General features: G+C 62.1%; 28 protein-coding genes and 3 pseudogenes. 16 read left to right on the forward strand and 15 right to left on the reverse strand.

Translation table 11 applies throughout. The features are described from left to right. Positions 1-11: 11 nt before the first annotated feature. The 3 genes from QZ656_RS17910 to QZ656_RS17920 all read right to left on the reverse strand — a co-directional run bounded on the left by QZ656_RS17910 (position 12) and on the right by QZ656_RS17920 (position 3,630). Positions 12-869 carry a DUF4338 domain-containing protein gene (locus QZ656_RS17910; RefSeq protein WP_291991652.1) on the reverse strand — a complete coding sequence of 286 codons (858 nt, stop codon included), beginning with the start codon at positions 867-869 and terminating at the stop codon, positions 12-14. Then, positions 866-2,602: an IS66 family transposase gene (locus tag QZ656_RS17915; RefSeq protein ID WP_291994663.1), complete on the reverse strand. Its 1,737-nt coding sequence runs from the start codon at positions 2,600-2,602 to the stop codon at positions 866-868. The genes QZ656_RS17910 and QZ656_RS17915 overlap by 4 nt, the downstream gene beginning before the upstream one ends. 371 nt (positions 2,603-2,973) lie before the next feature. After that, positions 2,974-3,630, reverse strand: a complete 657-nt coding sequence (locus tag QZ656_RS17920) for a hypothetical protein (RefSeq protein WP_291994664.1) — start codon at positions 3,628-3,630, stop codon at positions 2,974-2,976. A 260-nt stretch (positions 3,631-3,890) separates the two neighbouring features. Here QZ656_RS17920 and ssb point away from each other — a divergent pair, with 260 nt between their 5' ends. The 5 genes from ssb (at position 3,891) to QZ656_RS17945 (ending at position 8,329) form a co-directional block, all read left to right on the forward strand. Continuing rightward, a complete protein-coding gene (gene ssb / locus QZ656_RS17925; protein ID WP_291994665.1) occupies positions 3,891-4,340 on the forward strand; it encodes a single-stranded DNA-binding protein in 450 nt (149 codons plus the stop codon). 83 nt (positions 4,341-4,423) lie between these two features. Further along, the gene (locus QZ656_RS17930; protein WP_291994666.1) at positions 4,424-4,672 is read left to right on the forward strand and encodes a hypothetical protein; all 249 of its coding nucleotides are present in this window, start codon (positions 4,424-4,426) and stop codon (positions 4,670-4,672) included. A gap of 547 nt (positions 4,673-5,219) precedes the next feature. Continuing rightward, entirely contained in the window at positions 5,220-6,053 is an 834-nt protein-coding gene (locus QZ656_RS17935; RefSeq protein ID WP_291994086.1) for a PD-(D/E)XK nuclease-like domain-containing protein, read from the forward strand. A gap of 94 nt (positions 6,054-6,147) precedes the next feature. Continuing rightward, positions 6,148-7,209, forward strand: a complete 1,062-nt coding sequence (locus tag QZ656_RS17940; RefSeq protein ID WP_291994667.1) for a recombinase RecT — start codon at positions 6,148-6,150, stop codon at positions 7,207-7,209. 958 nt (positions 7,210-8,167) lie between these two features. Then, positions 8,168-8,329, forward strand: coding sequence for a hypothetical protein (locus tag QZ656_RS17945; RefSeq protein ID WP_291994708.1), 162 nt, complete (start codon positions 8,168-8,170; stop codon positions 8,327-8,329). A gap of 199 nt (positions 8,330-8,528) precedes the next feature. On the opposite strand, the gene QZ656_RS17950 is transcribed toward QZ656_RS17945, so the two are convergent. Next, the gene (locus QZ656_RS17950) at positions 8,529-8,699 is read right to left on the reverse strand and encodes a hypothetical protein (protein ID WP_291994668.1); all 171 of its coding nucleotides are present in this window, start codon (positions 8,697-8,699) and stop codon (positions 8,529-8,531) included. Between the two features lie 363 nt (positions 8,700-9,062). Here QZ656_RS17950 and QZ656_RS17955 point away from each other — a divergent pair, with 363 nt between their 5' ends. From QZ656_RS17955 to QZ656_RS17970, 4 genes are all read left to right on the forward strand, one after another. Next, on the forward strand, positions 9,063-10,712 hold the full coding sequence (locus tag QZ656_RS17955; RefSeq protein WP_291994669.1) for an IS66 family transposase: 1,650 nt from the start codon (positions 9,063-9,065) through the stop codon (positions 10,710-10,712). 158 nt (positions 10,713-10,870) lie between these two features. Next, a complete protein-coding gene (locus tag QZ656_RS17960) occupies positions 10,871-11,806 on the forward strand; it encodes an alpha/beta fold hydrolase (protein ID WP_291994670.1) in 936 nt (311 codons plus the stop codon). Beyond that, a complete protein-coding gene (locus QZ656_RS17965) occupies positions 11,803-12,222 on the forward strand; it encodes a hypothetical protein (protein WP_291994671.1) in 420 nt (139 codons plus the stop codon). Before QZ656_RS17960 ends, QZ656_RS17965 begins: the two co-directional genes overlap by 4 nt. A 183-nt stretch (positions 12,223-12,405) precedes the next feature. Further along, positions 12,406-12,540: a hypothetical protein gene (locus tag QZ656_RS17970; RefSeq protein WP_291994672.1), complete on the forward strand. Its 135-nt coding sequence runs from the start codon at positions 12,406-12,408 to the stop codon at positions 12,538-12,540. 13 nt (positions 12,541-12,553) lie between these two features. On the opposite strand, the gene QZ656_RS17975 is transcribed toward QZ656_RS17970, so the two are convergent. Beyond that, the gene (locus QZ656_RS17975) at positions 12,554-12,709 is read right to left on the reverse strand and encodes a hypothetical protein (RefSeq protein ID WP_291994673.1); all 156 of its coding nucleotides are present in this window, start codon (positions 12,707-12,709) and stop codon (positions 12,554-12,556) included. A gap of 134 nt (positions 12,710-12,843) precedes the next feature. Between QZ656_RS17975 and QZ656_RS17980 the strand changes: the two genes are divergently transcribed. After that, complete coding sequence (locus tag QZ656_RS17980; RefSeq protein WP_291994674.1) at positions 12,844-13,449, forward strand: type 1 glutamine amidotransferase; 606 nt, start codon at positions 12,844-12,846, stop codon at positions 13,447-13,449. Here the strand turns inward: QZ656_RS17980 and QZ656_RS17985 are convergent. Next, positions 13,376-15,670 carry an IS4 family transposase gene (locus tag QZ656_RS17985; RefSeq protein WP_291994675.1) on the reverse strand — a complete coding sequence of 765 codons (2,295 nt, stop codon included), beginning with the start codon at positions 15,668-15,670 and terminating at the stop codon, positions 13,376-13,378. The two genes, QZ656_RS17980 and QZ656_RS17985, sit on opposite strands and share 74 nt — an antisense overlap. Before the next feature lie 76 nt (positions 15,671-15,746). On the opposite strand from QZ656_RS17985, the gene QZ656_RS17990 reads away from it, so the two are divergent. From QZ656_RS17990 to QZ656_RS18005, 4 genes and pseudogenes are all read left to right on the forward strand, one after another. Continuing rightward, positions 15,747-15,965, forward strand: a complete 219-nt coding sequence (locus tag QZ656_RS17990) for a hypothetical protein (RefSeq protein WP_291994676.1) — start codon at positions 15,747-15,749, stop codon at positions 15,963-15,965. Continuing rightward, a pseudogene (locus tag QZ656_RS17995) lies at positions 15,962-16,156 on the forward strand (MBL fold metallo-hydrolase); the annotation flags it as partial. The gene QZ656_RS17990 and the pseudogene QZ656_RS17995, both read left to right, overlap by 4 nt. 187 nt (positions 16,157-16,343) lie before the next feature. Then, positions 16,344-16,625: a DUF1778 domain-containing protein gene (locus tag QZ656_RS18000; RefSeq protein WP_291994677.1), complete on the forward strand. Its 282-nt coding sequence runs from the start codon at positions 16,344-16,346 to the stop codon at positions 16,623-16,625. Then, positions 16,622-17,143, forward strand: a complete 522-nt coding sequence (locus tag QZ656_RS18005; protein WP_291994678.1) for a GNAT family N-acetyltransferase — start codon at positions 16,622-16,624, stop codon at positions 17,141-17,143. The genes QZ656_RS18000 and QZ656_RS18005 overlap by 4 nt, the downstream gene beginning before the upstream one ends. Before the next feature lie 35 nt (positions 17,144-17,178). Here QZ656_RS18005 and QZ656_RS18010 read toward each other — a convergent pair whose 3' ends face one another. The 3 genes and pseudogenes from QZ656_RS18010 to QZ656_RS18020 form a co-directional block, all read right to left on the reverse strand. After that, complete coding sequence (locus QZ656_RS18010; protein ID WP_291994707.1) at positions 17,179-18,246, reverse strand: hypothetical protein; 1,068 nt, start codon at positions 18,244-18,246, stop codon at positions 17,179-17,181. A gap of 422 nt (positions 18,247-18,668) precedes the next feature. Then, positions 18,669-19,136, reverse strand: coding sequence for a DsrE family protein (locus QZ656_RS18015; RefSeq protein ID WP_291994679.1), 468 nt, complete (start codon positions 19,134-19,136; stop codon positions 18,669-18,671). A gap of 200 nt (positions 19,137-19,336) precedes the next feature. Further along, a pseudogene (locus QZ656_RS18020) lies at positions 19,337-19,599 on the reverse strand (ISAs1 family transposase); the annotation flags it as partial. Between the two features lie 89 nt (positions 19,600-19,688). Between QZ656_RS18020 and QZ656_RS18025 the strand changes: the two are divergent. Next, entirely contained in the window at positions 19,689-19,976 is a 288-nt protein-coding gene (locus QZ656_RS18025) for a ferritin-like domain-containing protein (RefSeq protein ID WP_291983942.1), read from the forward strand. On the opposite strand, the gene QZ656_RS18030 is transcribed toward QZ656_RS18025, so the two are convergent. The 3 genes from QZ656_RS18030 to QZ656_RS18040 are packed head-to-tail and all read right to left on the reverse strand — an operon-like array spanning position 19,948 to position 22,169. Then, positions 19,948-20,589 carry a hypothetical protein gene (locus QZ656_RS18030; RefSeq protein ID WP_291994680.1) on the reverse strand — a complete coding sequence of 214 codons (642 nt, stop codon included), beginning with the start codon at positions 20,587-20,589 and terminating at the stop codon, positions 19,948-19,950. The genes QZ656_RS18025 and QZ656_RS18030 overlap by 29 nt on opposite strands. 3 nt (positions 20,590-20,592) lie before the next feature. Further along, positions 20,593-21,330 (reverse strand): ZIP family metal transporter, encoded by a 738-nt coding sequence (locus tag QZ656_RS18035; RefSeq protein ID WP_291994681.1) that lies wholly within the window; start codon positions 21,328-21,330, stop codon positions 20,593-20,595. A gap of 23 nt (positions 21,331-21,353) precedes the next feature. Beyond that, complete coding sequence (locus QZ656_RS18040) at positions 21,354-22,169, reverse strand: alpha/beta fold hydrolase (protein ID WP_291983957.1); 816 nt, start codon at positions 22,167-22,169, stop codon at positions 21,354-21,356. Between the two features lie 239 nt (positions 22,170-22,408). Here QZ656_RS18040 and QZ656_RS18045 point away from each other — a divergent pair, with 239 nt between their 5' ends. Next, entirely contained in the window at positions 22,409-22,969 is a 561-nt protein-coding gene (locus tag QZ656_RS18045; RefSeq protein WP_291994682.1) for a hypothetical protein, read from the forward strand. 75 nt (positions 22,970-23,044) lie between these two features. On the opposite strand, the gene QZ656_RS18050 is transcribed toward QZ656_RS18045, so the two are convergent. From QZ656_RS18050 to petA, 3 genes and pseudogenes are all read right to left on the reverse strand, one after another. Further along, positions 23,045-24,001: an MBL fold metallo-hydrolase gene (locus QZ656_RS18050; protein WP_291994683.1), complete on the reverse strand. Its 957-nt coding sequence runs from the start codon at positions 23,999-24,001 to the stop codon at positions 23,045-23,047. Between the two features lie 5 nt (positions 24,002-24,006). Then, positions 24,007-24,387 (reverse strand): NifB/NifX family molybdenum-iron cluster-binding protein, encoded by a 381-nt coding sequence (locus QZ656_RS18055; RefSeq protein WP_291994684.1) that lies wholly within the window; start codon positions 24,385-24,387, stop codon positions 24,007-24,009. 84 nt (positions 24,388-24,471) lie between these two features. Then, a pseudogene (gene petA / locus QZ656_RS18060) lies at positions 24,472-25,082 on the reverse strand (ubiquinol-cytochrome c reductase iron-sulfur subunit). Positions 25,083-25,318: the final 236 nt, after the last annotated feature.

A 25,318-nucleotide genomic window follows, 5' to 3' on the forward strand; every position in this document is an offset into this window, starting at 1 on the left:
GGCGAGGCCGGTTAGCGGCAGAGGATTGATCGGAAGGCTCTGTGAAGGGGATAGAGCCAGATATCCTTGATCGGGAGGATGGGCTTGCTGGTGGGGCACTTCTTGCCTCGGCCGGCGGTTTGGCCGACCTTGATCCAGTTGGCGGCCTGGTAGCAGGTGCCGCGATGGCGGGGGGTCTCGACGAAGGTTTCGAGCAGCACGGGGCGGTAACCGTAGCGCGCCAGCCAGTCCTTGGGCAGTTGCCGCTGCATGAGCGAGAGGATCTTGGAGGCCAGGCCCTTGCACTGGATCCAGGGCAGGATCAGAAAGCGGGCATTGTTCACCACCAGTTGCAGGTTCCTTTGTCGCTGCTCATCGTGCCAACCGATGAATTGCTCGCGCGCGGCGAGTTTCCAGGCGCTGGCGGCGAAGCTGAGCAAGGCGACGAGTGTCTCGCCGGCGAAGACGAAGTATCGGCTCTGACTGCCGGCCATGGGCGTGTGGCCGAGATAGTGGTAACGAGCGATGTACTCGTTCCACAGACGCGAGTTCGCGGAACCGACGACCTGTCGCACCGAGAGAGGCGGCAGTTCATGCACCGGCTGAGTGAGCAAGGGTTGTGGATCGGTGGCGTGCGTGGGCCGATACTCGGGTTGGCGAGGAGCGGTCCGTCGTGCAGCCGGCAGGGTGAGCAGGCCGTCGGCTTGCATGCGCAGCATGGCCACCCGGCAGGTCATATCCTTCAGCTCACCATTGGGCTTGCGCCAGTCGAAGAGCTCGCACACCTGACGCGAGAGTTGTGCGCGGCTGGCGCCGGGAGGGGCCTCGATCAGGCCGCGGATCGTCTGCAGTTCGTCGGCGGTAAAGTGGCGCCCGCAATAAGGCTTCACGAGCTATCGATGGAAGGTGTCTGATTGACCGGGATGGCACGCATCTGGGCCAGACGATCGGTCGCCATCGCCCAGGGCAGAAAGGCGCTCAAGTCCGCTGGCGGCTGGTTGCCGTTGGCGGCGCAGGCTTCCAGATAAGCCGTCAGCCAGATGCGCGGGTTGATTTTCCACAAGCGCAGCGTCAGCAGCAGGCTGAACATCGTCGCGGCGAGAGCGCCGGACCAGTGACTACCCGACCCATAGAAGTTCTTGCGTGCGACCACCGGCGTACGCTGGGCGCGTTCGGCGGCATTATTGTCCATCGCCACCTCGGGGCGGTCGACAAACACGGTCAAGCCGGACCAATGCTTGTGCATGCTTCGCAGCACCTTGCTCGCCGGCATTTTGAGCGCCGGGTTTGCCAGTTCGCGTTCGCGCTGACTGGCCATCTGCACGATCGCCTGCCGCAAGAGGCGGTCGCGTTCGGCCCACTGTACGGGGTCGCTACGGACTTCCAGGCGCCGTCCATTCAAGTGGTAGAGCTGAGCGATCTGCTCAACCCAGGCCAGTGCCCAGTCCGCGAGTTCCGGATGGGCGTTGGCCAGTTCCAGGAAGTCACGCCGCTGATGTGCCCAGCAGAAGGCCAGAACGAAGTGGTCAAGGACTCGCGCGAGTTTCTTGTAGCCCGCGTAGCGATCACAGATGATGACGCCTCCGGCGCTACCGGAGAGTTCCCGGATCGGCACCGCCGCCGAGCGGCTCGGGTCGAGCACGAAGTGGATGACCGATGGGCCGTGGAACACCCAGAAATACCAGCGATGTCCGACCTTCCCTTCGGTCTCGGCAAAAACCCGCCAGCGAGTCTCGTCCGCGTGCCACTGTTTCTCGCGACGCAGTCGGCCAAGCAGTGCTTCTTCAAGCGGCTCGAACAGCGGTGCCAAGGCACGAAGTCCGCCGGCCACCGTTCCTGCCGAAAGCCTCAGTTGGTGGTCGGACCAGTCTCGTAGAAGCCGATGCGTCGGCTGGCCGTACAAGAACTTCGACAGCAGCAAGTGCACCCAAATCGACACGCCGTACTTTCCACGCGGGATCAATCGTGCCGGCGGTGGCGCGGTCAGAATGCCGCGGGCGCCCGGGCACTGACAGGTCCGCCGGTAGCGCCGCCGGCAGATCTTCCGGCGGTAGGCTTTGACCTCGATCTCGAGAACTTCACTGTCTTCTGTGCCGGGAAAGTCGACGTAGCTCAGACCACAGTCCGGGCAATGCGGGCAGTCGATGTCGATGACCTCGATCTGCGTCGGCAAGTGGCTTTCCGGATTCCGCCCGTGACCCGTTGCTCCCGGTTGATGACCTCGACCCCGCGACGACTTCTGGTCTGCTGCCGGGTTCTTCTCGGCTCCCGAAGAGCGTTCTGACTTGCGACCAAACAGGCGTTTTTGCAGATCGCGGATCCGGCCCTGGGCCTGCTCGAGCTCGCTACGCAAGGCCGCCTCACGCGCCGCCGCTTGCTCCGCCGCACGCGCCGCCGCTTGCTCCGCCGCACGCGCCATTTCCACCCGATGAGCGGCCTCCGATTCCGTCAAACGGACCAGCGCTTGCCGATGTTGGCTGCGCCAGAAGTTGGCCTCCCAACGGAGCTTGATTTCCTGCTCCTTGGTCAACGTCACCAACACCTCGGCGAACGGCGCCACTTGGCGGTGACTTGCCGCCGATCCTCCGCAGATAATGTCCGTAGCCGTGCCCATGCGCCGCATGGTGCCGGATTTCCGCTGCTGTGTCCAGTTCAGATCTCCGGGCTGCCCGCCAATCGCTGACGGAAGCTCGCCCACCAAAAAAACCGGGGCTACGGGTTCACCGAATACTTACTGAAAATGGGCAGCATTCAAGCCGCGGTCGGAACTATGCATTTATGCTAAGTTGAGAGGATTGCCGTGCTTACCGGGACGGGCGGAGGACAGAGGCTCCGGTCGGAGCGATTTGATCGCGAAGCGGATTACACGTTTCTCGGCCTGGTCCAGCCAATCCGCGGTGATGTCGACGGCGGCGGCGATCATTGCGCTGATCACCAGCAAAGAGGCCACGTTCAGCCGTATTAGCCCTCTTTCCCAAAACCGCGTCCGTTCCTTCAGTCTCTTTCGGCGAGCTTTTCAGTCGCGACTTCTATCGCCAGCTCGTCAGCGTCCACCACCGGACCCTCGCTCGCGTCAGCCACCGTCTCGCTCGCCGTTTCCTTCCGCCGTGCCGCCAGCACCGCACGCGTAGCGAGCTGCCGGATCTGTCCGGCCAGACGAAGAATTCGCCGCTTCCATTCATAGACCCCGCGCGCGTACTGGCTGTCGGTGATGACGCATGACAGCCACAGCGCATCCAGGTGGGCCATCATCCCGTCGAACTCGCGGATGATCGCCAGGTACCTGATCGAGCGCGGCGAGGTGATCTGCACATCGATGGTCTTGGCACTGGTGTAGCCGATCGCAGTTTCGATGCCGTTCCCCTCGGCAACTTCCTTCAGCCGCAGCGACTCCTTGCGAATCTCCGCCAGTGTCTGGTCGATCTGAGTGTCGACCAAGGCATCGACTTCCTGCGCCTGCTCTTCGCTGCCGATGAATCGCAGGACCACGCTCAACGAGAACAGCGCGTTGGCGCACATCTCGTAGCCACGGTCGAAGATCTGCTGCGCGTGCAGTGAATTGAGCAAGGCCTTCTGCGTCAGGAAGGGCCGGCTGTTGTCCTGCCGGACCGATGGAATGTGCGTCGAATCGTTCCTCTGTCGCTGTGCCATCTGCCGTCTCCCGGAGTGTCGATCAAGCCCAGCGTATCGCTTGCACTGCGAGCGCGACCTTCGAAAAGCGCCCAGAAGCGCCGCATTTCAAACTCCTGCGAGGACCGTGGCGGCAGAGAATTCAGCCATCTCTCGTTCCGTCTATGACGATCGAAGTGAAGGTAGCTGGCCTTCTTCATAAACAGCATTCTCTCCAACCCCCGGCGGGGTAGCCCCGTCAGGATACGGCGGCGTCCCTGCCTTTCTTGTCAGGAGGCCATATGCCCTCGTTGAACAGAGTCACCCTCATCGGCCATCTCGGCGCCGACCCCGAGGTTCGCTACACCCAGAACCGAGAAGCGATCGCCACCATCCGGATCGCGACCACGGAGATCAGCAAGGACAAGTCGTCTGGTGAACGCAAGGAGACCACCGAATGGCACCGAGTGGTCTTCTTCAACCGTACAGCTGAAGTCGTCGGCGAGTACCTCAGGAAGGGCTCTCCGATCTACGTCGAAGGTCGCATCCAGACCCGCAAGTGGCAGGACAGCGCAGGTCAGGATCGCTACGTTGTCGAGATCATCGGCAGCGAAATGCAGATGCTCGGCGCTCGTCCATCGGCGAAGGACGCCAAAGCATCGGGTTCCGTCCCGCGTCGTTCCGACACGGTTTCGTCTGATCAGGCAAGCAGTGCAGCCGTCGACGAAGTGCCGGCCATGGAGCCGTTCTAAGTCGGTCGTCACGTTTTTTCCCCACCGGGCGGTCATTCTCCCGGGCCGGGAGCCGACCGTCCTCTACCTCAGGAGGTTCGCTCATGGAACGTGTCATTCTCGTCCTCGCCATGCTGGCAGGGCTTCACTTGCTTCTGTCGTTTCTCCGTTGCTCAGCACAGGGCCTCAAGAGCTTGTTGAACCGTAGACCCGAAGCGACGGCAGCGTCCGAACCGGTGAAGGTCACGAGCACCCTTTGGCAGCAATACGACCGACCGGCTTACCAGCGCCGGACCGGGATCGACATCGATCCCGCCAAGAGCGGTGAGGCTTCGTTTGAAGTGATCGCCTGAACGCTCATCCCCCTGCGGGGCATCGCCTCCGCATCAGGGGAGGGATGCCCTTTATTTCTTAATGGAGGCATCTCATGGCACTCGTTCTTCTTTCTTGCTGCATCACCGGCTGGATCATCAGCCGTCCGATCATTCGCGCGCTGGGGCTCTGAAGATGGCTTTCGACCCCGCACACGATCAAGTCGTGCAATCCAACCCGCTTCTCGTTCGGCTTTTTTCGGCGCTGTCGATGGCGCGTGCTTGCGATCTCCACCAGAGACTCCAGGCAGGGCGCACCGACCCGGAAACCCGCCGGCTGCTCCGACGGGCTCTGATCCTCTCGAAGCAAGAACAAGCAGCGAACTGAACCACGCCCCGGCTTGCCGGGGCTTTCCCGAGTGCGTTTCCAAAGCGCCCTCCGGAAAGCAGCCTTTGATCGAGCGATTCTTCGCCCGAGCAAGTCGCGGTAGCTGGCCGCACGAAACAAACAGCATTTTCATCCACCCAGCCGGGGAGGCCATCTCCGGAAGGGGCAGGTGACTCCGGCTTTTTTTCTTCTGGAGGCACCATGGACGTCAAACATCCTGGCCTGCTGCGCATGCCGGCCAAGCAATACCACGCGGATCAATCGATCGGCCATTCGGGAATCATCAAACTGCTCAAGAGCCCCGCGCATCTGCGCGAAGCCCTCGATCATCCGTCGCCACCCACGCCGGCGATGGCGTTTGGTACCGCGGTTCACACCCACGTCCTCGAACCGGATCGTTTTTCCGAAGAGTTCGCAGTGGTCGAGAAGTTTGATCGCCGCACCAAGGAAGGCAAGGAAGCCGCCGCCCGCTTCGAGCAAGAGAATCAGGGCAAAACCCTGATCACTTCCGACGACCTGGCGACATTGACCCGAGTGCGCGCCGCCGTTCACGCGCACGAGGGGGCGGCCCGCCTGTTCAAGCAAGGAGAAGCCGAGCTGTCGGCGTTCTGGACAGACCCGCTCACCGGGATCCCCTGTCGCTGTCGTCCGGACTGGTTCAACGGGACGGCCGTGGTCGATCTCAAGAGCTGTGTCGATGCCAGCAGTCGGGGCTTTTCTCGCGCCATCGCCAACCTCGGCTACGACATTCAAGCGGCGTTCTACGTCGATGGAATGAAAGCCGTGACCGGCACGGAGCTGCCCTTTCTCTTTGTCGCCGTCGAGAAGGAGGCACCCCATGCCGTGGCGCTTTACCGGGCTGACCCCGAAATCATCGAGGTCGGTCGCAAGAAGTACCGGGCAGCACTGCAGCTTCTGAAGTGGTGCCAGGATTCTGGCAGCTGGCCGGCTTACCAGCCCGGGGGTGAGATCGAATTGATCTCGCTACCGCGTTGGGCTGCCAACGCCGACGCCTTCGAGTTCGACGCCGCCTGATCGGCGGCTATTTTTAGTTTATCAACCCCGGCGGGGAGACCAGTCCCCGCTCCGGGAGGCATGGTGTCTCCGCCATTTGTATTTGGAGGAAACCATGTCTCAAACCTTGCGTAACATCCAGAGCGCCCGCCAGGGGAATACGACCAGCGTGGTGTCTTTTCCAGCGATGCTCGAACAGCTCAAGGGCGAAATCGCCCGCGCTCTGCCCAAGCATCTCAGTGCGGAGCGCATGGCGCGGATCGCACTGACTGCGTTTCGCATGAATCCGAAGCTGTCTGAAGTGGAGCCACGCAGTGTCGTCGCGGCGGTCATCCAGTCTTGTCAGCTCGGTCTGCAAATCGGCCTGATGGGCGAAGCGCATCTCGTCGCCTTCGGTAGCCAGTGCCAGTTGATTCCCGGCTATCAGGGGCTCGTGAAACTCGCGCGCAACAGCGGCAGCGTGCAGGACATCTATGCGCACGAAGTGCGGATCAACGACAAGTTCGACATCGTCCTGGGCCTCAACCGTTCCTTGATGCACGAGCCGTTGAAGAAGAACGGCTTTCCGGCGTCCGACGACGAGCGCGGAGCGATCGCCGGTTTCTACGCAGTCGCGGTGTTCACGGATGGCTCACGCACCTTCCACGCCTTGTCGAAGGAGCAGGTCGAGTGGGTACGTGACCACTCCCGCGGGTACCAGATGGCGAAGAAGAACCGAAAAGAGAGTCCCTGGGACACGCATTTCGTCCCGATGGGCCTCAAGACGGCCATTCGCCGCCTGTGCAATCTGCTACCGAAATCGCCGGAGCTGGCCATGGCACTGGCCATGGACGAACTCAACGAACGCGGTAAGACCCAGAACATCGGGATGGCCGAGGCGATCGACGGCTCCTGGGCTCCGATCATCGACGACGAATCAAGTGAATCGAAGAGTAACGAGGCGGGGGCGGGCGACCAGAAGTCCGGTCGTGAAGGCGGCAACCCGCCGCTCCATGTGCTCCTCACCAGCATCAGCCAGGCCGCATCCGTTGATGACCTCGACGAACGCTACGCCAAGGCTGAAGACGCCGCCGACGACGGCGATCTTGAGCAGTTGCTTCGCGCCTATCGCAGCCGTAAGGCAGTGTTGACCGACACGGCTTCACCGGCCAGTGCGATTGTCGGCGTAGCGAAATGAGCGCCCCGCGAGAAAGCGATCGCGGTGTCTCTATCCAGGGCCGATGGCCCGAGCCCACGACGAAAGGCGTCGGTCCGTGCACAGCGAGCAGAGGCACCTGACGAAGGTTACCCGTGGGCTGACGATGACCTCGTCAGGCTCCACAGGCGCCTGCTGCACAAGTCGCTGCGCGCTCTGTTCGATTCGAGGGTCTGCGCCGCCACACGGGTGGAGATCCTCGACTGGCTGCTGTCCCCGTGGGATTGCTCGAACGCCTTCTCGTACTACGCGTGCTGCGCGCTCTCTGGCCTCGATCCCGAAGTGATTCGGGATCGGGTGCTGGAACGCTACCGGTGACGCGATCCCCGATAAACCTCCGGCGGCAACGCCGGGCTTTCCCCAGAGGGGTGATGCAGCCCTTTGCGGAAAGCGGATCTTGGCGCTGGCGGGCCGGTGAAATTCTCCGTGTTGCTGCGAGGTTGTGCGCCCCAGGTTTGCACTTGGGAACGGACATGGTTCAGGCGAGAGGTCTTGCCTGACACAATCTGACGACAGACCGAGCTGCGGGCGCGCGGTGGACACAAGTAGCCAGGACTCTGCAGCCGATGGTTGCCGCGGGCCGGCAAGAGCTGTTCGAAGTGCTGCGACGTCAATTGTGACGCAAACGTCCGCTGTGCCGCGTAAAGGAGACGGGTGTGCGGTCGGCTTCAATGACTCCTCGTCGGCCGAAGCGGCCGTTGGCGGCACATCGGGCGGACGGCCGGTATAGCGCCTTGACCGGACGTACGGGAAGAAATTTCGCCGACCGGCTGCTTCGACTTTTCGGCCGTCATCAACGCGGTATCGCGCAGCCAGGTTGCCTATCTATTCGAGCTGGCCAGCGATCTGGATGACCAGATTTCCCACATGATGGCCAATCTGGAAGAGGTACAGGCAACGCTATCGCAATTGACGGCGCTGTCCCCAGACAGCTTGTGCCATGGAGGCCTGGACGGCGGCGAATGATGGCTGGCCGCCCCTACTCTGGCCCATCAAGCGTCCGGTCACAACGGCGGATCGCATCGCCAACCACAAGGGACGCAATCCGCAGGAACGCGCCTCCCTGAAAAAGCGCCTGCTGCGCAAGTGGATGAGCAAATGAAGCTCCCGCTTGCTCCAAGGTGGAGGCTGGTGACACAACTGCTTGTTCTACCCCTGGTAAGTGCGCCCGTCGCGGATGTGATAAATCCGCCGGAAGGTCGGGGTGATCTCCTCGATTTGTGTGGGCAACCGGCATCGCACGACCGCCGGTGTGAAAAACACAGTGGCAAGGCTTGCGCTCACGCGAAGGGTCCGGACGGCTAAACAGGCACCCGAACGTACCCGCGGCGAATTCTGACCTTCTCCATGGTCTCGATTATCTTCATGCCTTCCGCTTCGCTCGATACGAAGAGAGTCCGGAGCGCACCAAGACGATTGGTCTTGCCGCCCCTGGCGACGATCAGCACCCAATCCTGAAGCAGGTCACGCACCAAGCGGACCTCGTAGTACCTATTACTCGTCTCCCAGCGAACGCGCATCGTTGCCTCTCCGCCACCCTGCATTGCAGACCATCATTGAACTCCGGCGTGTATGCGGGTGCCGGTACATTCATCTTTCATTGCAAAAGTGATTGACTTCTACATCTCACCCTTGGCAGACTAAATTTCGGGGGAAGCTCAAATTCTACTTTGTCAGATTGCGCGGCGTTGGCGCACTATTAGCAACATCTGATATACGATATGTTTGATTCCAGAACTTTGGTAACCGTTCACACCCCCTTAACAAACGCCGCCAACGCCATGCTTTTGCGGCATAATTCGTGATCATGACGACGACACGATAGCCGCGAAGAGATGCGCCTGAGCAAGCATGATCTTTTCCAGATGGACGACGAGTGGCTGAAGAAGCTGCCGGCCGAGCTGTTGCTGGAAGTATCGAAGCGACTGCTGCACGACGTCAAGGCATTGCAGGATCAGCTGAATAAAAATCCGGGCAACAGCTCGCGGCCGCCGAGTACAAAGCCACCGTGGGAGAAGGCACGCGACCCAGACGTGAAGAAAGGCGTGCCAGCCGAGGCTGCCGCGGGCGCTGGCGATGGTGCTGCCGATGGCGCTGCCGATGGCGCTGCCGATGGTGCTGGCGATGGTGCTGCCGATGGCGCTGCCGTCACGGCAGACGGCCCGGCGCCGGCGAAAGAAACTGCCCCCCCGGCGACCGAGGAGTGCCCATTGCCCGGAGAGGACTCGGGGAAGCGGCCGGGCAAGCAAGTTGGCAGTCCGGGCCATGGTCGCACGCAGAAGCTGGCGGTTACTGACAGTCGCGCGCACCGACCCGAGCACTGCGCGGCTTGTGGTGGCGCCCTGGCGGAGGATGCCGAGTCGCAGGCTTACACCGCCTGGGACGAGATCGACATCGCGCCACCGGTCGAGGGCAGCATTGGGCTAACGTTCAGCGTCACGCGTCACACGCTGCTTGAAGTGCGCTGCGCCTGCGGGCACGTCAGCCGTGCCCGGCCTTGGCGGGCGCCGCCCGACGCCCAGTGGGAAAAGGTTGAGCTCGGTGAATGGCGCTTGGTGGGTCCTCGCCTGGCCGGCGTGATCGTTCTGCTCGCGCTGCGAATGCGCCTGTCGCGAGCGAGCATTCGCGAGCTCCTGCGGGAAGTCTTCGACCTCACGCTGAGCACCGGCGTGATCGATGAGACGATCCGCGAAGCGGGTCGTGCCAGCTTCCCGCTGGAGGACGCCCTGGTGGACGATATCGTGCAGGTGGCGCAGTTGCACATCGATGAAACGTCGTGGCCGGAATCCGGCGCGCTGTTGTGGTTGTGGGCGCTGGTCAGTCCCTCTTCGGTGCTCTACCTCATCGGCCCACGCACCCGGGAGATGCTTGAGAACGCCCTGCAAGACGGCTATACCGGCATTCTCGTCAGCGATGGTTACGCGGTCTACCGCAACTGGGAAAACCGCCTGCGCTGCTGGCCGCACCTGATGCGCAAGCTGCGGGGGCTGGCCGAATCGAGTGATGGCCGGGTGTCCCGGGTTGGGCAGGAGATGGAAGGTCTTCTGACAGCGCTGATGGCGGCCATCTACGCGGCGCGGCTCGATCCGCCGCCGCAAGCGCTACCCGAGCGCTACGCCGCCGAGGTCGAACGGCTGCGACACCTGTGCGAGGTGCATCGGACGGATCAACATCCGGCCCTGCGCAGTGTCGTGCGCGAATTCCTTTACGACTGGAAAGTCATCCTGCGTCCGCTCGCGGAGCCCCTGTTGCCGCTGTCCAACAACGCCGCCGAACGGGCGTTGCGACACTGGGTCATTTCACGCCGCATCAGTCACGGCACCCGTTCCGAAGCGGGATCCCGCGCCTTCGCCCTCCTGGCCAGCGTCATCGAGACCTGCCGCCGCCGCGGCGCCTCCGCGTGGCAGTACCTCGGCACCGTCATCGCTGCCGCTCGCAAAGGCTTACAGCTTCCCGCGCTCCCTGCTATCCCGGCTGCGGCATAGGGGGAGTGAACGATTACAAACTTTGGGCGAGAACTCCACCTGTCCCCGTCCTACGTTATGCGGCAGGCGCAAGTTGCCAACCCTGACGAAGCGATTGAAGTCGGCTAGCCCGGCCGTCGGCGGCACTGCGGTCTGGCAATCGGGGAGCGCCGTCCAGTATGCGTGATGCAAGCACCTGGGGAGGCATCTCTACGGCGCTCGCCATGCTGTCGGTCGCGGTCGTCGCCCTGCTCACCATCAATCACCTAATTCGCCGCAGCCTGGCCGCGCCGCGCGTTGCCGAAAGCGGGGTTCCCGACGGACTGCCGTGGCGCCAGGTGGCGTTCTCCAGCGTGCGCGGAAAGACTCTGTTTGGCTGGTTCATCCCGGCCGGCGAATGCGCACCGGCACTGGCAATTCTGCATGGCTGGGGTGGCAACGCCGAAATGATGTTGCCGCTGGCCAAGCCCCTGCACGCAGCAGGCTACGCCCTGCTCTTCTTCGACGCACGCAGCCACGGCCGTAGCGATGGCGACACCTTCGCTTCCCTGCCACGCTTTGCCGAAGATCTGGCGCACGCGGTCGATTGGTTGCGCGCCCAGGTGGACGTCGATGCATGCCGAGTCGGTGTCATCGGGCATTCCGTAGGGGCGGCAGCGGCTTTGCTGCTCGCCAGCCAACGACAGGACCTGGTCGCCGCCGTGACGCTGGCCGCTTTCGCCGATCCGGCAGCGATCATGCGGCGCTGGCTGAAAGCGCGGCGGATTCCCTATTGGCCGCTGGGGGCCTACATTCTGTACTACGTCCAGCACGTCATCGGCCATCGTTTCGCGGACATCGCACCCTGCCACACCATCCGCGCGGCAAGCTGCCCGGTGCTGCTCGTACACGGCACCGACGACGAAACGGTACCGGTCAGCGAAGCGCAGGAAATTTTCGCCAGGCGCCGTGATGAGCGGGTACGCTTGCTGCTGATCCCTGGTAGCCATGATCAGTACGGGGAAATGGAGCGCCACTTTGAAACGGTGATCGACTTTCTGGACGCTGCCACAAGACCATTTGCCGACCGACACGGCGAAGGATTCTCGCCACCAACAACAGGAGATGCAAGGTGAAGAAGCGCTACTGGATAATCATCATCCTGCTGTTGCTCGTTGGTCTCGACTGGGTAATCCGCGCGCCCGATTCGCGTTCTCGCCAGCTGACGGCAGTCATTGCGGCGCAGGGCAGCGCGAAGCTGCAGAGCTACCCCTACCAGTTCCGGGTCCTGAAAGTAACTGGCGAAACGGCGTTCATCAGTACGCCGCGCAACGTCCAGGTACCGGCGTTCAAGGCACTAGCCGTTCTCTATCCGGAAATCGATACCAAGAACGCCAACGATCCGGCGTTCATCGCCGCGCAAACGCTGCTCGGCGAAGTACAAGCTGAAGCGCGCGCGATCGTCCTCGCGCAGCCCGGGATCAAGGACGCGCGCTGGGAACTTGATCGTGAGTGGCTCGCCGCGCACCATATCGAAGTGCCCGAGAGGTAATTTCCAGCGCGGCAAGCGCGAAGACGCGGCGTGCTCGCTGCTGCCACGGATGGCTGCAGAAACCATTCTGGGATGCTGCGCTGTGGGTTTCAGCACAACGATTGATGACCGGGGATATTCGTTCAATGAGTCCGGAAGCGATGTGGCGCAATCGTTACCACGAAGCTGGCGAACAATATTTGTTTGGCACAGAACCGCTTCCTGGCGCACCGAGCAAGACTGCTGCAGGACGGACGAAGGGCGGTGTCGCTCGCCGAGCAGGGTCTCGAGGTCATTCATCAGGATCCGAGGCTGCTGATCGCCGACGAGAGCGATTGACGTCAGCGCCTCTTCAACGATTTTTTGCGGCGCCAGCGTTTCCGCCAGCGGCGGACTGCAGCAGCGGGTGGCCGTCGCGGGCTGGGAAGACGCCGTGGTGGTGGTCGAGATGACGACACTCGAAAAGAAATTCGTCCAGAGCTACCAGAGCGATGGCGGGAATGGACAACTCGTCATCTCCTCCGTGGCACAGGTTTCGGAAGGGCAGCCGGTTTCATACCCCCTCGTATATGACCGGCTCAAACCTGACCTAGGTGAGAAACAGGCGCGCCGGAACGTCAGCGCGGGACAAGGAGGAACGCGATGAACATCCATTATCTGCAGCACGTGCCGTTCGAAGGACTCGGAAGCATCGAGGAGTGGATTCGGCGCGGTGGGCACGCACTCGGCGCAACGCGCCTCTACCGTGGCGATCCCCTGCCAGGCATCCACACGGTGGATCTGCTGGTGGTGTTGGGCGGCCCCATGAACATTTACGAAGAGGCTGACTACCCCTGGCTGGTGAACGAGAAGCGCTTCATCGAACGGGCCATCGCCGCCGGCCGGCGCGTGCTCGGCATCTGCCTCGGGGCGCAGTTGGTTGCCGATGTGCTTGGCGCAAGGGTCTACGCCAACGCCGACAAGGAGATCGGCTGGTTTCCGGTCGAAAAGACGGAGGCCGTCTCTGGCGACGGCCTGTTTGAAGCCTTCCCACGGCAAATCGATGTGTTCCACTGGCATGGCGACACCTACGACATTCCGACCGGCGCGGTGCGTGCCGCTCGGAGCGCCGGCTGCGCGAACCAGGCCTTCGTCTACGACGCTGGTCTTTACCCACACTTGAGTCCGTCACTGCCTATGGCGACTGTGAGGGCGGCAGATAGCCGTCGGGGTAGGAGCGCCAAGTCGTGGGAGGAGCAGAGCGGGTGAAGAGGACATACATCTGTGTCGCCGTATCGAGCAGCTGCAAGGCACGCCAGAGCACTTGCGGACCCGGCGGGCCGTCGCGGCGGCGGCCGAGGTGTCCGCCGATGGCGCCGAGCATGCGAGTCGCCTCGGCCATGCTGGGCGGCTCAGCCGGGGTCAGGGTGGTCTGGTGGTGATAGCAGTACAAGGCCTTCCATTCCACCTCCTCGAAGAAGGCGGTACAGGGGTGGTCGGGCATCTCCCGGCCAAGCATGGCCAAGTGGTAGATGCGCCACGCGACGACCATATCCACCCCCAGGCAAGCCTGCAAGCGTGTCGCACTGCCCAGTTGGCGGTCCTTGATGCGGCAGCCACTCTTGAGGGTGCGATGGAAGACCTCGATCCGCCAGCGCGCGGCATACCATTCGGTGCGCTCGACCGCCTCCGCGAAGGTCGTCACCGGGACGGTCGTCAGCAACATCCACTCGATCGGCTCGCCGTCGTCGGCGGCGGCGCCTTCAAGCAGATGGACAGCCCAGGCGCCGACGGACGGCAGCGCACTGTTCTTGGGCGCTTGCAGCGTCACCTCGGAGAAGCGCAGCGTGAGCTGCGCCTGACGCGCGCTGCGCTTTCCGCGCCGGGGCAACTGCAGCGTGAGTTCGCCGGCAAGCGCCTGGCGGCTCATGAAATCCCACAGCGCTTCGTCCTCCACCCGCCGCGCGCGGGTGCGCTCGGCGCGCACCAACAGCTTGGGCCCTGCCGCATCGCGCGCGGCCAGGGCGAACAGATCGAAGACGTCGGCCTCGCGATCACCCATGCTCACCAGTTGCGTCTGCGGACACAGTGCCTGGATCTCGGCGAGCCTGGCGAAGCTCTTGAGCCACTTCATGCTCTCCTTCTTCTCGATCGGCAAGTCCTTGCGCTTCTGGCTCTTGCCCTTGTCGTCGGCATCGCGCGCCCAGCATTGCGCATCGAGAATACCCAGCGGCGTCCCCTCGACACTGAAGGCCAGCGTGTCGTGCAGCAGCAGGCCGGTGGATTGATCGCGCTGGGTGTTGACCGGCCCCAGCCCGTCGGTCGCGGGATGGTGGGAATAGTTGAGCGTCGTCGTATCCTGCGGCGCCAGGACGACGCGGTGTTGCCGGATGCGCTCGATGGTGCTCTCGATGTGAGGCGTCAGGATGACCTGCATGTTCACCTTGGCGTTCTTGAAGAAACGATACGCCGCGACCGTGCGGGCCCGGGCGCCACAGGCTTCGGGGATACTCGCCTGCGAGTGATGATAGAAATCCTGGGCAATGGCACACAGGCGCTCTTTGAGCCGTCCATCGTACCAGCGGACACTGGCGAATTCCTCTGCGGCCCAGTTGGCGGGCGCCTCTGGCCGCGGCGGGGGAGCCAGACGCAGCGCCGGTGCGGCACACAGTTGCGCCTTCCAGCGCGCAGCGAGCGGATAGAGGAAGATGCGTTTTTCTACCCCATCGCGCCGGCCCGACGTCGCGCCGACGTCGATCCAGTTGGCCGCGCGATAGCAACCGCCAGTAAAGCGCGTCGGATCGACGAAAGTTTCGAGCAACAGCGGACGCGTGCCATAACGCGCCTCCCAGTCCGCCGGCAGACGGCGGCTGGCCATCCCCAGCACATGCGAGGCCAGATTCGGCACCTCGACCCCTGGCACGATCAGAAAGCGGGCATTGGCCACGATCCGGTGCAGGTTGTGGCGGCGGGCCGCTTCCTCCCAGCCGATATACGTATCCCGCTTGTGCAAGGCCCAACTGGCCGAGGTGAAGGCGAGACCGCCCAGCCAGCCGTAGTGTTCACTGCGGATCAGGTAGCGCAATTGCGCGCCACACAGCGGTTTGTCACCCAGGTAGTGATGCCGCTCCATCAGCACCCGCCAGCGTTGCGCGTTTGGGCTGCGGGAAGCGCCGACGGCGACCAGTTCGATTGCGCCAAGCGCTTCGAGCGAGGCGCAGACGCTGACCTCGGCCACTTCCAGATCCGGCTGCCGCCGTGGCGCAAACGGGGCCGCCGCGCGGGGAAGTTCGACGACTTGGCGCTGCGCCAATTGCGCCAAGGCCTTCCGACAGCCGCCTTCCTGCCAGGCACCCGCAGGCGTGCGCCAGTCGAGCCACTCGCACACCCGACGCGACAGCGCGCGGCGCGAGATCTCCGGCACCGAGGCCACCAGTTCCCGCAGGCGCTCCAGGATGTCAAGGGAGAATTCTTGGCCGCAGACTCGCATGGCCCTACAGTAGGCCGTCGCGGCGACGGAGTCAAGTGTGTGCTAAGACCAGGTCTACGACGGGCGGGTGGTCGGCTTGCAGTTTCACCTGGAAACGACCCTGGACAGCGCACAACAGCTAATCGCTCACGGCGCCAACGAACTCGTCCAAGGCCGCTACATCCAGATGCCGCAGGAAATCCTTGCGGACGCAAGCCGGTTCGATGCCATCAATCGTGTCATGCATGACCTGCTCGACAGGCTGGCGACAAACAGCCCGGAACGGATCGCTCCAGCGGGTGGAGAAACAAGATGAACATCACCCTTCTCGGCGCGGCGCAGCCCTGCGAAGTAACCGGTTCGTGCTACTTGGCTGAGACCGCAGACACGCGCTTCCTGGTGGACTGCGGCATGGTGCAGGGCAGGCGCGAGGCACCGGCGCGCAACCGCACGCCGTTCGCATTCGACTCGGAATCCATCAATTTCGTGGTGCCGACTCATGCTAACACCAGTCCGTGGCGACCGCTGTCGCCGAGAAGCTGGCGGCCATGAACACCGCGACGTTCTTCGCTGAACTGACGGCTTTAACGGGCTCAACAATGGATCTGCTCACGAAACGGGAAAAATCGTACGATAAGGTAAAATTGACGAGTACGGCAGGCTGCCGTACTTTCATCGTCAGGAGGACAACACTATGCCCGCAGCCATTTCTACCGCCCGCCTCGAAGCCAGGATCAGCACCGATCTGCATTCGATGCTCAAGCGCGCTGCTGAACTTCAGGGGCGGACCATGACCGACTTCGTGATCACCGCCGTTCAAGACGCAGCACAACGCGCCATCGAGCAAGCCGAAGTTATCCGCCTGTCCATGGCCGATCAGGAGTGCTTTGCTCAGGCGCTGCTGTCGCCACCTCAGCCGTCGCCGGCCCTGGAACGTGCTTTCGCTCGTCGTAGCAAGCTGCTGCGCGCTGAGTGAATAGCGCGCCGTTCCGGCTCGCGCCGCTCGATGCGACACATGACCGAACGAAGTTCAACAGTACTTCCGAGCCGCTAGACCGCTACTTGCGGGAACACGTCACTCAGGATGTTCGCCGACGCGTTGCCGCCTGTTTTGTCGCGTTGGCTGAGGGGCACCGCATCGCGGGCTACTACACATTGGCGTCGGCAAGCCTGTTGCTCGCCGATCTTCCGGCCAGCACCGGCAAGAAGCTACCGCGCTACCCGACCGTGCCAGCGGTACGCATGGGCCGCTTGGCCGTCGATCAGGGATTCAAGGGGCAAGGTCTAGGCGGTGCGCTACTGGCCGATGCGCTCGACCGTGCCGCTCGCTCGGAGATCGCTGCTTATGCCCTGATGGTAGACGGTAAAGACGAGGAGGCAGTGGCCTTCTACCGGCATCATGGATTTATCGCTTTGCCCGACTCTCCGCTGACGCTGTTCCTGCTCCTGGCAACCGCTCTTTCCGCTCGGAAAACGGACAACAAGGCACGCTAAGGCAGACGTTCTCGAAACGCGCCCTTTGGCGGCGACTAGATCGAGAACGATTTTCGAGAACACATCAGCCGGTGCTCCAGCCATGAACCACCAAGCGCGCCGGCCAGCAAGGCCAGTGCCACGCGCAGATCGTTGAGCGCCGCCGGTGCAACAAGCAGCAGAACGCCCAGTCCCAGCATCATGCTGCCGGAAAGCAGTTTGAGGAACCGCCCTTCGCTCTCGGACATCTTGCGCGAGCCGAGGGTCCAGGTGAACACCAGTGTGATGATCATCAGCGGCATCACATAGACCAGATTGTAGAGTCCCAGATAGGCGTAGTGCTGCCAGGGGGACAAGTCAGACAAGGTCAGCAGCCGCGTATAGACCATCGGGAATCCGGCGGTACACAGCAGCTCATAGGAATTTGCCGCCACCGCCAGGGCAACCGTGCCGAGCGTCAGCGCCGGCATGCTGTCCGCCCGCAGCAGCCCGCGCACGTGCCGGTAGAGCCTGGGCTTGGCCGTGTCGGAGATGCTCAGCGAGATCCCCTTCTTGAACCAGAAATAGTCCTTGATATTGATCAGCGCGATGATTATCGCCAGCATCCCTGCCACCGTCGTAACCATCGCGATCTCGCCCAGCCAGCGGAAAGCGTTCAGCCAGGCAGCCATGAACACGAAGTAGATCAGGCCCGAGAAGGAGAGGAAGACGGCGCCGATGAACAGCATGCGTCGGCGGCTGCCCGCATGGACGAGCAGCGAAAGCAGGAATAGGAGCACAAAGAAAGCGCAGGGATTAAAAGCATCGAGTCCGGCGATGATCAGGGTGAAAACTGGCAACGACAGCTGCTCGCCCGTCACCCTGCCGAGCAACGGGAGATCGACACTCGGCACCCGCGCCATTGCCGCAGCGGGCTCAAACGTTGCCGGCATGCCCGTTTCGCGACACAAGCGCAGTCCTTCCTCCAGCGCGTGCCCGGTTCCTTCCGGCCGATCGAAACCGACGGTCATGCGGCCACAGAAGATAAAGGCTGGAACGCTACTCGCTTCTTGACTCAGAGCCTCCGCCATGGCGACATACGCCTTGGCCGCTTCCGCGTCGCTGCTGACGTCGCCACTGTGCACCAGCAACCATGGATAGCGGGCCGACAGCGCCTCGACGAACGGAGTCGCCGCCTGGCAATGCGGGCAGCTCCGAGTCCAGAAGAAGTACAAATGCACCTGCCGTTCGCCAGCGGTGTCGTGGTCGATCCACAGCGACGCATCGGCAGCGACTGGCGAGCAATAGACAGCGGCGACAGTGAGCAGGCAGATCAGGCGCAAGACCCGAAGCAAGCCGGTGAGTCGTGTTCTCATCGCGTACCTTGCCGATAGTGAGCCGGCCGTGCTGGCTGAATGCCGCCTCGTCGCGGCCGGAGCTTCGACAGGCATGGCGGAAGGTTTCAGACTGCGCCTGTCATTCGCATCCCGCCCGGTCCCTTTCTTCTCTCTTTCTTCACCGGCGCTGGTCGATGCAGAGCCAAAACCGATGGCTCGTGGTCAGGCGCTCACCACGACAAGGTCTTGGTGTCGTCCTTGAACAAGGCGTTACCAAGCAGATCCGGGCTGCCGATCTTGAAGCCCGGCAACAAGTCCGACGCTTCGACGTCGAATTGCTGCATGCAGTAGTGGCATATCAATACCGTCGCACCCTTGCTCATCAGTTCGGCGAGCGCAGCTTGATGATTGGCATGCTTCTCCGTGTACTTCCTGGACGCGAGAAGGATGCCGCTCTCGTTCAGCCAAATCGTCAACGAGTGTCCTCTGGCGCGTTGAAGCTCGGCAAAATGCAGAACGTGGCCAACCCGCCGTGTCGCATCGCTCGATAAAGCGATGAACAAGGGATCCTTATCCCCGGCGAAAACGGGGTTCGACAAACCGGAAACGATGAGCGCCAGGGCCATCAAGATAGTCTTGAAGAACTGCATACCTACCTCCGTGGAAAGCGGGTGGAATATTTGATCGTCGGCAATCACGACGAACGGCTATCCCAAGTATGCCCGGCCAGCGACCAATCGTCGTGTGGCATCTTGTCGCCTCTCAGATCAGCAAGAGTGGCCCCCGACCTTCAGGCGGGCCTGTGCTTTACGACGAGAGAAATGGCCTCGGGCTCCGCTGGCGAGATCCCTCAGCTCAACAAACCGCCTACAGGTAGGACAGGACAATCGCATGTATCTTATACAAGACCCAGGAGCTCGGCACGGAAGGAATCGGAAGTAGCGGCGATCAGGCGCTGAGTCTTGAGGCCACCCTTGCGCTTCACCGGGGGAAGGCGGAGGAGATTCAAGACGAACTGGCGCAGGACAGCCAAGTTGTGCGCGGCATGATCGGTGCAAGCCCGCATCTGATCGTCGCCAAAGACCACATCCATGCACCAGTGCGGCTGTTCCCGACACGCCAGTGCAGGCGAACACTTTTGTTCATGCGCTGCGCGTCAGGTACCCAGCACCAGGAAAGACAGGTAGCATGACCCACCACCCTTTGGAATACGAAAAACCAAGGGCACCTCAACCGGAGAGGAAACGTCCATGTCAAGTGTTGGCTACCACGAACCCGTTGAAGAACTATCTGATGAAACGCGCGACATGCATCGAGCAATCGTGTCTCTAATGGAGGAGCTTGAGGCAGTCGATTGGTACAACCAACGTGCAGATGCCTGCAAGGATCAAGACCTGAAGGCGATTCTCGAACACAATAGAGACGAGGAAAAAGAGCATGCCTCGATGGTGTTGGAGTGGATCCGTCGCAAGGATCAAGCGTTTTCGAAGGAACTGAAGGATTACGTCTTCACCGACAAGCCGATCGCGCACAAGTAGCCATAACCAGCCATCGCCGTTCATCCGTCGTTGTCGGCAGCAGGACTTTCTGGTAGCCGTGGTCGCACCCCGAGAGTATGTGATCAAGCGCGCAACGGCACTCTCGGGTGTCGCCTGGCGGTGATCGTGATCGTCGTGCTGCTAAGCGTGCCGCGTCAGGCCCTGCTACCGGCTGGGTCGAGGTCCCCGACGTCCGTAACCCGACGAACGTTGCGCACAACGTCGAAACGCAGCCAGGTGGCGCTGCTGCGAAGCGTCCTGGAGATTGCACAACTACGGCAACAATGTTCTGGTGCTGGATCACCTTCAGCAGTCGATCATACATTTCTCCGTTGGCGATCTCGGCGACCACGCCCGCTTCGCACGCTTCCTGCAGGCTGGCGTAGCGCGTAACAGTTTCCAGGTTCCAGGGATTCCCGGGAACGGGCAGTCGGTAGTGACCGAACAGCGCGCACAGTGCCTCGATATGGCGCGCTTCGGCCGCCCGGATGTTGGTGAACGGGCGCACGTTGCCGAAGTCGGCAATCACTTGGTCGTATGTTGCCCAGGCGCGGTATTCATCGTCGAGTGCCTCGTTCAAGGCATGGATTTCTGCTTCGGACAGGTCGTTCACGAGTCATCCTCCGTGGTGAAAAATGGCGATGGTAGCGATGCCCGCGAGCAGCAGCATCAGCTGACGCACCGAAGCGGTGGGGCTCACCTGTCGGTGTAGGCCCGGAATGAGGTCGGCCGCGGCGATGTAGATAAAGCTCGCTGCTGAAAGCGCCAGAATATAGGGCACCGCGGCGCCCATTTCACCGAGCCAGAAATAGGCCAGGACAGCGCCGGGCAGCGTGCTGGCTGATGAAAGGCCATTGAGCAGCAGCGCCTTCCGGCGGCCATAACCACTGTCCAACAGGATCGCGAAATCGCCGACCTCCTGCGGTATCTCGTGCGCGATCACGGCCAGCGCCGCGGCGATCCCCAGGGGAATCGAAGTCAGGAAGGCTGCGGCGATCACCATGCCGTCGACAAAGTTGTGGAAAGCGTCGCCGATCAGGATAAGCGGCGCAGCGCGGCCATGCACCTCGCAGCCACTGTCGTGACAATGGCGCCAGAGCACAAGCTTCTCCAGTATGAAGAACAGCACCATACCGGCCAGTACTGTCGCGCTGACGGCAATTGCCGGTGCCTGTTTCAGGGCTGCGGGAATCATGCCAAGGAAAGCCGCGCCGAGTAGTGTGCCCGTCGCATAGCTGATCAGGCACGGGACGAGACCTCTTCGGATGCCTTCGGGAAACAACAGAAACAAGGCCGCGCCTCCCACAGCCCCGACGCTGCCCAATAAGCTGAATCCGACTATCCATGGCAACATTCCGAGCCCCCTGAGAATCTCTGTCAATCACGCGCTTGCGCGGTCGCGCCTGGCAGCATCCGGGCGAGCCAGTCAGCCATGGTGTCGGCGGCCGCTTGCCAATGTGCATCGAGCATCAGCGTATGGCCCGCAGCCGGGATCACCGCCGCTTCGGCTTGCCAGCGCAAGGCAGTCAGGCCCAGCAGAGCAGGCGGGAAGACCGCGTCCGCCTCGCCTCCGACGACCAGAACCGGCAGCGTCGGCCGGCGCCTGCCAAGGCGCATCGCCAGCAGCGACAGGTCCAGGATGGCGCGGCGGGACTCGGACTGGAACCAAGCGGCGAAGCGCATCAGGTCGTCGATCTCGGTCTCGCCTGAGTAGTACACGCCGCGCATCGTGCGCGCGCTTTGCTCACCGCCGGCAGGGTGAAGCTGTTCGCTGAAGAAAGCGGGTTGGGTCAGGGCAATTTTCATCGATGCGCCGAGTATGCCCCCGGGAGGCACCGGAGCCATGAGGATTGCTGCGCACGCTGCATTCTGTTCGAGAAAGCGTTCGACGACGACGGTGCCCATCGAATGACCGATGACGATCGCCGGTGCAGGCAGTTCCTGTGCGACCTGTGTCAGATCCTCGACATAATCGTCGATTCCAAACCGGTCAAGCCGCTCGCGGCCCTCGCTGTCGCCATGGCCCGAGAGGTCCAGCGCATGGCAGTCGAATCCTCGGTGGTTGAAATAGGGCAGAAAATACTCGTCCCAACAGCGCGCCGTGGCGTAAGCGCCGTGGACAAAGAGCAACGGTGGAAGCGATGTCTGGCTGGCAGCCGGACGGTGCAGGGTGTGGATGCGTCTAGACGTCATGTGGATTCCAAAGAAAGAACAAGGCTGCACGCCGGGTTTCGGCTTGCGGCCAGGAAATGTGCCACTGTCCTGTGCCAGTGATTGCGCGGCGGCATGGCCACCAGGATGGCAGGTGACGGGTGCCGGCGGCGATCCGCTGTCCGAAACGGCTACACTGCCAGGTGTAATTCCGAACCCGACAGCTGTGTGCCGCCAATCAACTCGCCAATGTCAAAATGTCTGTAGTCAATAGAATCGCCATGGCGCTGGGTTTTTCTCCCCGCGACCAGCGAAGTCGTCGACTGGTGGCAGTCATCGAATGCGCCCTTAACCAGAATGCCCGCGATGCCGGCGCCGCCAGCTATCCGGCAGTCAACAAAGCGCTCCTCACACTCTGCATGCGATACGACGTGGGCGTCGTGCAGATTCCCTGCCCGGAGATGCGTTTCATGGGGCTTTCCCGGGAAAGGCCGCCCGGAAAATCCATCCGTGAAGTGCTCGATACCGCGGCAGGCTGCCAGTGCTGCCTGGCGATCAGCCTGGAACTGGTCAGCACCCTTCGGGACTACCAGAACAACCACTGTCGATTGCTGGCTATCCTCGGAGGAAATTCGCAGAGCCCGGGTTGTGCGGTCCACGTGCAGTGCGACACGGCTGATCCGGGGCGCCTTGCCGCACCATCGGGCGTTCTGATGCGCATCCTCCAGGAGGAGTTGCGCAAGCAAGGAATCGACGTTCCTTTCAAGGGCATGCGCGATTGCGATCAAGACTTGTTGCAGCAGGACTTGCGATGGCTGGAAGCGTTATTCAAGAACACGTAAGCAGGACTCAGGCAGCAGAGCGACACCTTCGACAAGGCGGTTCGCGCCGCCGCCCCCCTATTCGATACGGCAAGCTTAGGGGTTCGATGCACGTTCCTGTCCCAGATCCAGCACGTCACCGTTACCCAGGAACAAATCGGTCTGTGACCCGTTTCGGGCTGTTCCCCGCTGTACCGGCAAGCCGCTGGCCAGCATCTTCTCGACGGTCGTACGCCCCGTGCAATGGTTGCAACCGATCCTGGCGATGCCATAGCCGGCCAGGGCCTTGACGATCTCGTCGCGCTGGTTGTCCCAATCTTCCAGGGGCGACAGATGCAGCCCGCCATAGATCGCGTGGATGTGCTCGCCACCGGCGAAGGTACGACGCGCATAGTCCAGCAAGTTGAGGACCCCGCCGTGACCGCAGCCGGTAATCATCGTCAAACCCTGATTCTGCAGGTTGGCATAGAGGACGTTTTCCCCGTTCACCTGTAACAGCGTGCTCATCGGGAAACTGGCCAGAGCCAGACCCGGAAGCAGCACCAGCGCTTGCTCGGTGGGCACGGTGATCACCCTGCCGGTATGCCCCTGTTGCTGGATGAATTCCAGGCCGGAGGGATGGAAGCCTTCCGGCAGGTAGATCGGAATATCCGGACAGTGCTTGAGCGTCGAGCCAATCCCCCAGAAATGATCGAAATGCTCGTGGCTGACGATCAAGGCCTCGATCTTGCTCTCCTGCAGCAGGCGGTCGATGCCCTCTTCGGCGAAGCGGCGGTCCATCCAGTCGGGGTTCCAACCGGTATCAAAGAGCAGGCGGCGCACGCTGCCATCGAGCGCCTCGGTTTCCAGCAGCGCCGAGAAGCCGGCAGCGTTCTCGGCGTGCAGTGATCCAAACGGCGGCCAGGGGATGGCGTATTGATCAATCTGGGCACCACCAGCGGCGCGAATGTCGTCGAAGACAGTGGCCGTATCAAACCAGCCAGTTTCCGAGATACAGAGAATTCGTAGGCGCTTCAGGGCGCCAATATCAAGCTTGGGAGAGGTCGTGGCCATGGTCTTTACCTCGCGACGTGGGAGGAATGGCCGCGCTCATGGCAGTGACCGCCCCGTGGAACAGGCAAGCGTTCGAGGCGATTGCCGAGCATCGCCGATACCGCGGCATCGGGATCTTCCTCCATCGTGACCACGGGAAGGATTCCGCTCTGCATCAGGCGTTCAAAAAGCCCCGGGCCCATGCCGCCCGTAATCAGCGTACTGATTCCGGCCAGCGGTTCGGCAAGCTGGTGGTGGCTGGCGTGCAAGCTCTGTTCGATGGAAAGCTCGACCAGGCGCTTGCCGCTCACCACGCCCTTTTCAACATCGTAGATCCAGAATTTGCGGCACTTGCCGGCGTGCTCGGTGATAGTTTTGCGGTTCTGGCTGGTGACTGCGATTTTCATGATCTGTCCTTTCATATCCATTTTTTAGCGTCAGGGCGAAGTGGCCGCCTGCTGTTGCGAAATGCCGTGTCATCGGCTGGGCAGTCAGGCGTGCCCGCGCGTGTCGCTACCGATCAGCAGGCGGCTGTCGGTGAGGTAACTGTGGGGAGGAATTTCCAGGTTGGTCGGCGCCGGTTTGTCCTTGAAGACGCGGCCGGCGAAATCGAAGGTCGATCCGTGGCAGGGGCAGAGGAAGCCGCCGGGCCAGTCCGCGCCCAGAGCCGGGTCGCCAGCCTCGAAAGCCTTGCTCGGCGAGCAGCCGAGATGCGTGCAGATGCCCACTGCGACGAGATACTCCGGCTTGAGCGAGCGCTGCTGGTTAAGCGCGTATTCCGGTTGCTGTGGCACCTTCGAGCCTGGATCGGCGAGCCTCGCTTCGGCGTTCTCGAGAGAGGCGAGCATTTCTGGCGTACGGTGCAGAATCCATACCGGTTTGCCGCGCCATTCGACGACCATCATTTCGCCGGGCGCAAGCGTGCCGATGTCGACTTCCACCGGGGCGCCGGCGGCCTTGCCCGTTCGGAAGGCAGCAGGCTGGCGACGAAAGGAACGACTGCTGTCAATGCCAGCGCGCCGCCGAGTCCGGCGGTAGCCAGCAGCCACCGCCGTACGAGCCGGACTGTCGGTGACGACGAATGATTCGCCTTGGCAGACAATTTTGTTCATGTTGATTTCCCTGGTAAGTGGTCCTATTCTCGGTCGCCGGTCTCGCTGCTATTTTTCTACCGACTGAAATGAGACCAATATCAGTGAACACTTATCAAGATTCGTGCCAGCCTTCAAGCAAGAGAAACGAAAGACAAAAAAACAAGGACTTGCGAGTCTCCCGCCCAGACGCGGACGATTGTTTTTTGCCAGGCTCTTGCCGATATGGCAGTATTTGGCAGCCGAG

It is taken from the genome of Candidatus Accumulibacter sp. ACC003, from assembly GCF_907163085.1.
Taxonomy (GTDB): domain Bacteria; phylum Pseudomonadota; class Gammaproteobacteria; order Burkholderiales; family Rhodocyclaceae; genus Accumulibacter.

What these genes read in the sequence shown, in the direction of transcription:
- QZ656_RS17915 (WP_291994663.1), bottom strand. Translation starts at nt 2,602, where the DNA reads ATGCGGCGCATGGGCACGGCTACGGACATTATCTGCGGAGGATCGGCG.
- QZ656_RS17920 (WP_291994664.1), bottom strand. Translation starts at nt 3,630, where the DNA reads ATGGCACAGCGACAGAGGAACGATTCGACGCACATTCCATCGGTCCGG.
- ssb (WP_291994665.1), top strand. Translation starts at nt 3,891, where the DNA reads ATGCCCTCGTTGAACAGAGTCACCCTCATCGGCCATCTCGGCGCCGAC.
- QZ656_RS17930 (WP_291994666.1), top strand. Translation starts at nt 4,424, where the DNA reads ATGGAACGTGTCATTCTCGTCCTCGCCATGCTGGCAGGGCTTCACTTG.
- QZ656_RS17935 (WP_291994086.1), top strand. Translation starts at nt 5,220, where the DNA reads ATGGACGTCAAACATCCTGGCCTGCTGCGCATGCCGGCCAAGCAATAC.
- QZ656_RS17940 (WP_291994667.1), top strand. Translation starts at nt 6,148, where the DNA reads ATGTCTCAAACCTTGCGTAACATCCAGAGCGCCCGCCAGGGGAATACG.
- QZ656_RS17945 (WP_291994708.1), top strand. Translation starts at nt 8,168, where the DNA reads ATGGAGGCCTGGACGGCGGCGAATGATGGCTGGCCGCCCCTACTCTGG.
- QZ656_RS17955 (WP_291994669.1), top strand. Translation starts at nt 9,063, where the DNA reads ATGCGCCTGAGCAAGCATGATCTTTTCCAGATGGACGACGAGTGGCTG.
- QZ656_RS17960 (WP_291994670.1), top strand. Translation starts at nt 10,871, where the DNA reads ATGCGTGATGCAAGCACCTGGGGAGGCATCTCTACGGCGCTCGCCATG.
- QZ656_RS17980 (WP_291994674.1), top strand. Translation starts at nt 12,844, where the DNA reads ATGAACATCCATTATCTGCAGCACGTGCCGTTCGAAGGACTCGGAAGC.
- QZ656_RS17985 (WP_291994675.1), bottom strand. Translation starts at nt 15,670, where the DNA reads ATGCGAGTCTGCGGCCAAGAATTCTCCCTTGACATCCTGGAGCGCCTG.
- QZ656_RS18000 (WP_291994677.1), top strand. Translation starts at nt 16,344, where the DNA reads ATGCCCGCAGCCATTTCTACCGCCCGCCTCGAAGCCAGGATCAGCACC.
- QZ656_RS18025 (WP_291983942.1), top strand. Translation starts at nt 19,689, where the DNA reads ATGTCAAGTGTTGGCTACCACGAACCCGTTGAAGAACTATCTGATGAA.
- QZ656_RS18035 (WP_291994681.1), bottom strand. Translation starts at nt 21,330, where the DNA reads ATGTTGCCATGGATAGTCGGATTCAGCTTATTGGGCAGCGTCGGGGCT.
- QZ656_RS18040 (WP_291983957.1), bottom strand. Translation starts at nt 22,169, where the DNA reads ATGACGTCTAGACGCATCCACACCCTGCACCGTCCGGCTGCCAGCCAG.
- QZ656_RS18045 (WP_291994682.1), top strand. Translation starts at nt 22,409, where the DNA reads ATGGCGCTGGGTTTTTCTCCCCGCGACCAGCGAAGTCGTCGACTGGTG.
- QZ656_RS18050 (WP_291994683.1), bottom strand. Translation starts at nt 24,001, where the DNA reads ATGGCCACGACCTCTCCCAAGCTTGATATTGGCGCCCTGAAGCGCCTA.
- QZ656_RS18055 (WP_291994684.1), bottom strand. Translation starts at nt 24,387, where the DNA reads ATGAAAATCGCAGTCACCAGCCAGAACCGCAAAACTATCACCGAGCAC.